The sequence below is a fragment of the Mycobacterium sp. genome (genome assembly GCF_049802695.1).
Taxonomy (GTDB): Bacteria; Actinomycetota; Actinomycetes; order Mycobacteriales; family Mycobacteriaceae; genus Mycobacterium.
Map to the genome: position 1 here is coordinate 1 of NZ_JBARMY010000287.1, position 5897 is coordinate 5897.

At 67.5% G+C, this 5897-nt stretch carries 6 protein-coding genes; 2 read left to right on the forward strand and 4 right to left on the reverse strand.

The genetic code is table 11. The features are described 5' to 3' along the window. Nucleotides 1-1153 (forward strand): SpoIIE family protein phosphatase (locus WA317_RS11720; protein WP_425173188.1); only part of this gene is annotated, 1153 nt, incomplete at its 5' end. Next, a complete protein-coding gene (locus tag WA317_RS11725) occupies nucleotides 1153-1461 on the forward strand; it encodes an STAS domain-containing protein (protein WP_425173189.1) in 309 nt (102 codons plus the stop codon). The genes WA317_RS11720 and WA317_RS11725, both read left to right, overlap by 1 nt. 60 nt (nucleotides 1462-1521) lie before the next feature. On the opposite strand, the gene ppc is transcribed toward WA317_RS11725, so the two are convergent. The 4 genes from ppc to tpiA form a co-directional block, all read right to left on the reverse strand. Further along, complete coding sequence (ppc, locus tag WA317_RS11730) at nucleotides 1522-4341, reverse strand: phosphoenolpyruvate carboxylase (RefSeq protein ID WP_425173190.1); 2820 nt, start codon at nucleotides 4339-4341, stop codon at nucleotides 1522-1524. Nucleotides 4342-4411: 70 nt separating this feature from the next. After that, a complete protein-coding gene (gene secG, locus WA317_RS11735) occupies nucleotides 4412-4645 on the reverse strand; it encodes a preprotein translocase subunit SecG (protein ID WP_425173191.1) in 234 nt (77 codons plus the stop codon). A 55-nt stretch (nucleotides 4646-4700) separates the two neighbouring features. Beyond that, nucleotides 4701-5099: a PPOX class F420-dependent oxidoreductase gene (locus WA317_RS11740; protein ID WP_425173192.1), complete on the reverse strand. Its 399-nt coding sequence runs from the start codon at nucleotides 5097-5099 to the stop codon at nucleotides 4701-4703. Between the two features lie 2 nt (nucleotides 5100-5101). Further along, complete coding sequence (tpiA, locus tag WA317_RS11745) at nucleotides 5102-5887, reverse strand: triose-phosphate isomerase (protein WP_425173193.1); 786 nt, start codon at nucleotides 5885-5887, stop codon at nucleotides 5102-5104. Between the last annotated feature and the right edge of the window lie 10 nt (nucleotides 5888-5897).

The window sequence follows — 5897 nt, forward strand, 5'->3', positions numbered from 1 at the left end:
GTTGCTGACGGTGCTGGCCGGTCGGCTCGGCCAGGGCCTGCAGCGGGTGCACCGGCTCGACCAGCAGCGCGAGACCGCCCTCGCCCTGCAACACGCCATCCTCGGTCCGGCACAGCTGCCGACCGGCTTCGCCGTGCGCTACCAGCCCGCCACCCGACCGCTGCAGGTCGGTGGCGACTGGTACGACGTGGTCGCCCTGGACGACGGCCGCATCGCGTTGATCGTCGGCGACTGCGTCGGCCACGGCCTGACCGCCGCGACGGTGATGGGACAGCTGCGCAGCGCCTGCCGGGCGCTGCTGTTCGAAAACCACAGTCCGGGCGCCGCACTCGCCGGCCTCGACCGCTTCGCGGCACGCCTGCCCGGCGCCAAGTGCACCACCGCGTTCTGCGCCGTGCTCGATCCGGAGACCGGCGAGCTGGTCTACTCCAGGGCCGGTCACCCCCCACCGATTCTGGTGCACGCGGACCGGACCACCGAGATGCTGGAAGACGGACGCACGCTGCCGCTGGGCGTTCGGCCGGACTGGCCGCGCTCCGAGGCCTGGATCACCATGCCCCCACGGGCGACCCTCCTGCTGTACACCGACGGCCTGGTGGAACGTCGTCGCCACCCGCTGGATCAGGGCATCGCGCGCGCCGCCGACCTCGTTCAGGACGGGCGGGATTCGCGCCTCGACGAGCTGGCCAGTCAAATCATGTTCCGGCTGGCGCCCACTGGCGGCTACCAGGACGACGTCGCCCTGCTGCTCTACCGTCAGCCCGCACCGCTGGAGGTGGACATTCCCGCCGATGCCAACCACCTGGCGGCCGCGCGCGCCGCGCTGCGTACCTGGCTGGCCCGCGCCGGCGTCGACCCCGACCAAAATCTCAACGTGCTCATCGCCGCCGGCGAAGCCGTCACCAACGCCATCGAGCACGGCCACCGCGACAACTTCAGAGGTTCTTCAGGTGTGGTCAACCTGCGCGCGACGACGCTGGTCGACTGTCTGCAACTGACCGTCACCGACAACGGCTCCTGGAAGACGCCGGACGCGGGCAGCAGAAAATATCGCGGCCGGGGCATAACCCTGATGCGGGCGCTCATGCACGACGTCACCATCGACCCCGACGACGCCGGCACCACGGTTCACCTGCAGGCGAGGATCAACTGATGCCAACACCTCTCACCGTCGACACCGACCGCAGCAATGACGGCAAGCTCATGGTCGTCGCGAGCGGGGAGATCGATTTGAGCAACATCAGAATCTTCAGCAGCGCCCTGAACGAAGCCGCCAGCAACGACGGGGGAATCACGGTCGACCTGTCCGAGGTGGAGTACCTCTACAGCGGCGCCATCAATGCCCTTTTCACCTACGCCGACCGGATCGACCTCATCATCGCCAACCGGTACCTGATTCCCGCCCTGACCGTCAGCGGGCTCACCGAACTGGCCACGGTCAAACGCAATCCGTCGCCGTAACTTCCGTTCATTGCCCAACTCCTCCTCATCGCGCTACGCGCTCTGCATCGTCGTCGGGCGTCAGCCGCTGTTACGCAGCGCGCTGGCCAGCCCATTCATGGTGAGCAGGATTCCGCGCTGCACCAGTTCGTCGTCGTCGCCCGAGCGGTAGCGCCGGAGCAACTCCACCTGCAGGTGATTCAGCGGCTCCAAATACGGGAAACGGTTGAACACCGAACGAGCCAGCGACGGGTTGTCGGCCAGCAGATCGTCCTGACCGGTGATGCGCTTGTGCATGGCGATAGTCCGTTCGTGCTCCGCGGAGATCTTGTCGAACACTCTGCGGCGCAACGACTCCTCGGGCACCAGCTCGGCGTAGCGGGCAGCCAGGCCCAGATCCGACTTCGCCAGCACCTGCGCCATGTTCGACAGCACCGTCCGGAAGAACGGCCACCGCTGATACAAATCGTGCAGGGTTTGCAGCCGAACGGCCTCCGGCTCCGGACCCGCGCCGATCCACTCCTCAACGGCCGAGCCGGTGCCGTACCAGCCGGGCAGCATGACCCGCGACTGGCTCCAGGCCAGCACCCACGGGATGGCCCGCAGGTCGGCGATCGACGAGGTGGGTTTGCGTGAGGTGGGTCGGCTCCCGATGTTCATCGCACCTATTTCACTGACCGGGGTGGACGCCAGGAAATAGTCCACGAAACCCGGTGTCTCGTGCACTAATTCGGCATAGGCGCGACGCGCACGCGCGGCCAGGTCGTCGAGCACTTCATATGCCGGCGCCGCGGCATCGCCGAGTCCCTCCACGTCGAGCAGGGTGGCTTCCAACGTCGCGGCGACTAGCGTCTCGAGGTTGCGGCGGGCGATCCTCGGCTCGGCGTACTTGGCGGCGATGACCTCGCCCTGCTCGGTGAGCCGCAGCGAGCCGTTCACCGCTCCCGGCGGTTGAGCCAGGATCGCTTCGTAGCTGGGGCCGCCACCACGACCGACGGTGCCGCCGCGACCATGAAAGAGCCGCAACCGGATTCCGGTTTTGCGGGCCGACTCGACCAGGTCCAGCTCGGCCCGGTACAGCGCCCAGTTGGCCGCCAGGTAGCCGCCGTCTTTGTTGGAGTCGGAGTAGCCGAGCATCACCTCCTGGTTGTCACCGCGGGCATGCACGATCGCCCGGTACAGCGGAAGTTCCAGCGCGGCTTCCAGAGTCGACGCGCCGTTGCGCAGATCGTCGATCGTCTCGAACAGCGGCACAATGCCCACCGGACAATACGGCTCTGCACCGGAAGCGTCCAGCAGGCCGACCTCCTTGAGCAGGATCGCGGTCTCGAGGACATCTGACACCGACCGGCACATCGAGATGACGTAGTGGGGCACGGCCCGGAAACCGTAGGTCTTGACCGCTCTGGCCGCGGCCGCGAGCACACCTAATTCCGCCCGCACCAAATCTGAGACGTTGGCGCGGTCACCGACCAAGGGACGCCGGGTGCCCAGTTCACCGACCAGCAGGGTGACCCGTTCGTCTTCGGGCAGCGACAGGTAGTCCGGGTGCACGCCCGCCCACGTCAGAAGGTCGCGGACCACCTCCTCGTGCACGTCGGAGTTCTGCCGCATGTCCAGCCCGGTGAGATGAAACCCGAAGGTGTGCACGGCTTCCCGCAGCAGCGCCAGCCGGTCGTCGGCCAGCAGCGCGCCGCCGTGCGCGCGCAGCGAGACGTCCACGGTGTTTAGATCTGCGCGCAGCTCCGCCGGTGTGACGTACCGCGGCAAGCCGAGATCGAGCTGCTGCGGTGGTTGACGGTCCAGGATCTCCGCCGTGGTCGCGGTCAGCCGGGCCCGGATCACCCGCAGCGCCCGGCGATAGGGCTCGTCGGCACGCTTGGGCTCGTCACATCCCTCGGCCAGAGCGGCGAGCTCGCCGGTCACCCCGACCAGCCGCGCCGACATCGACAGTTCCTGTTCCAGCGTCGTCAACTCGCTGAAGTAGTGCGCCAGCGCGGTGTACGCCGCGCTGCCGGTGGCCAGCTCGACCACCTCGGCGGTGACGTTCGGGTTGCCGTCACGGTCACCGCCGATCCAGGAGCCGGGCCGCACGATCGGTTCGGCCAGCAGGTCGGCGTCGGGCCAGCGCATCCGCAGCGCCTGCCGCACCTGGGCGTTGACCTTGGGGATGACGTCGAAGAAGGCGGCCGGGTAATAGCGCAGCCCGACTTCCACCTCGTCGGAGATCTGCAGGCGGGACAGCCGGATCAGCGCGGTCTGCCACAGCATCAACACCTGGCGGCGCAGCTCGATTTCGACGTCGCGGCCGTGGAGACTCGATTCGTCGGTTTGGGTGTGCCCGTCGGACCGCAGCCGCATCAACTCGGTGATCCGGTTCTGGATGACGAACACCGACCGGCGGCGGGTTTCCGTCGGGTGGGCGGTGATCACCGGCGACACCAGCGCATCAGCCAGCGCCTCGGCCACGGTGGCCGCGTCTAGTTCGGCAGCGTCGAGTTTGCGGTAGGTGGCAGCAAGGCTGCTGTGCTGCGGCGGCTCCCCTGCGGCGACGTGGATCGCTCGGCGGCGTTCCCGGTGAATGTCCTCGGCGACGTTGGCCAGCAACGCGAAGTGGCTGAACGCCCGGATGACGGGGATGGCCTGGGCGACGTCGAGACCGGAAAGCATGCCGGCCAGCTCGCCCCGGTCGATCTCCGAGCGGCGCACCCGAAACGACTCCAGCCGGGCACGCTCGACCAACTCGAATACCGCGTCGCCGTTCTGCTCGCGCACGGTGTCGCCGAGGATCGCCCCGAGCAGCCGGATGTCTTCGCGCATCGGCTCGGTCGCCTCACGGCCCACCTTGGTGCGTAGCACCGCGCCGATCGGTTCGAGCCCGATCTCGGAAACCTCAACCATGCGTCCCAGTATCGTGCCGTAACGGCCGCTGCGCGCGTCGTGGCAGTCCGAATCGGCGCCCGTGCAGGGCTCAGCGGTATTTGATCAGCAGCGCAATACCGATGATGGACACCAGCCAGATACCGGTCACGAACAATGTCAACCGGTCGAGGTTCTTCTCGACCACCGTCGATCCGGAGAGACTGGACTGCACGCCGCCGCCGAAGAGGGTCGAGAGACCACCGCCCTTCGCGCGGTGCAGCAGGACGAGCAGCACCACCAGCACACTGGTGACCACCAGGATGATCTGCAGGGTCAGCTCCATGGCCGACAGACTACCCGGCAGCGTTGTAACGCCTGTAGTCGGCGGTCAAGGGTATTCAGCGGGCCAGCGCAATACGCAGAATGACGCGCGGGGTGCGGCGTCCGCGCGCGGCAAGACGTTCGATGAACGTCACCAGGTGAAATTCCAGGCCGTACTTGCGCCGGATCACCTCGGTCAGCCGGTCGACAGTGGCGGCGTCGGTCACCACTTGGGCCGTGCCGTCGACCGGGGGTGCGCCGTCGTCCGGGTTGCCGAAGCGGCTGCACGGCACCAGTGTCACGCGGGGATCGTTGCGCACCCGTTTGACCTTCCAGCTGTCAGCCGGTGTCCAGACGAACAGGTCATCGCCGTCGCGACCGATCCACATCGGCGCCGCGACGGCCTCGCCGTTCTTCTTGAGCGTGGTCACCGACACGAACTTCCGCGCCGCCAGCGTCGTCACATCGCCTGTCATCGCTACGGCAGCGGCCCGCCGGCGGCGATGGCGGACAGCGTCGCGAACTGCTCGCCGTCCAGCGATGCCCCGCCGACCAGTGCGCCGTCGATGTCGGGTTGCGCGATGATCTCACCGATGTTCTTGGCGTTCACCGATCCGCCGTAGAGCACTCGGACGTTCTCGGCGGCCTGCGCTGACGCCAGCGCTTTCAGCTCGTCGCGGATGGCCGCGCACACTTCCTGGGCGTCAGCGGCGCCGGCCACCCGTCCGGTGCCGATCGCCCAGACCGGCTCGTAGGCGATCACGACGGTGCCGATCTGTTCGGCGGAGAGACCCCCCAGTGAGCCCCGCAGCTGTTCGACGTTGTGCGATACGTGGTCGCCGGCCTCCCGCACTTCGAGGCGCTCCCCGATGCACACGATGGGCGTCAGTCCGTGCTTGAGTGCCGCGGCTGCCTTCGCGGCCACCAGCGCGTCGTCTTCGTCGTGATGGGTGCGCCGCTCGGAGTGGCCGACGACGACGTAACTGCAGCCCAGTTTGGCCAGGAACGCACCGCTGATGTCACCGGTGTAGGCGCCCGAGTCGTGTTGCGAAAGGTCCTGTCCCCCGTAGGTCAACCGCAGTTTGTCACCGTCGACGAGGGTCTGGACGCTGCGCAGGTCGGTGAACGGCGGGATGATCGTGACGTCGACTTTGTCGAAGTACTTGTCCGGCAGGGAGAACGCCACCTTCTGCACCAGCGCGATCGCTTCGAAGTGGTTGAGGTTCATCTTCCAGTTGCCGGCGATCAGCGGCTTGCGGCTCACGAGTCTCCTT

Excerpts from the sequence above, each read along its gene's own strand:
- ppc (WP_425173190.1), bottom strand. The coding sequence starts at position 4,341 with ATGGTTGAGGTTTCCGAGATCGGGCTCGAACCGATCGGCGCGGTGCTA.
- WA317_RS11725 (WP_425173189.1), top strand. The coding sequence starts at position 1,153 with ATGCCAACACCTCTCACCGTCGACACCGACCGCAGCAATGACGGCAAG.
- WA317_RS11740 (WP_425173192.1), bottom strand. The coding sequence starts at position 5,099 with ATGACAGGCGATGTGACGACGCTGGCGGCGCGGAAGTTCGTGTCGGTG.
- secG (WP_425173191.1), bottom strand. The coding sequence starts at position 4,645 with ATGGAGCTGACCCTGCAGATCATCCTGGTGGTCACCAGTGTGCTGGTG.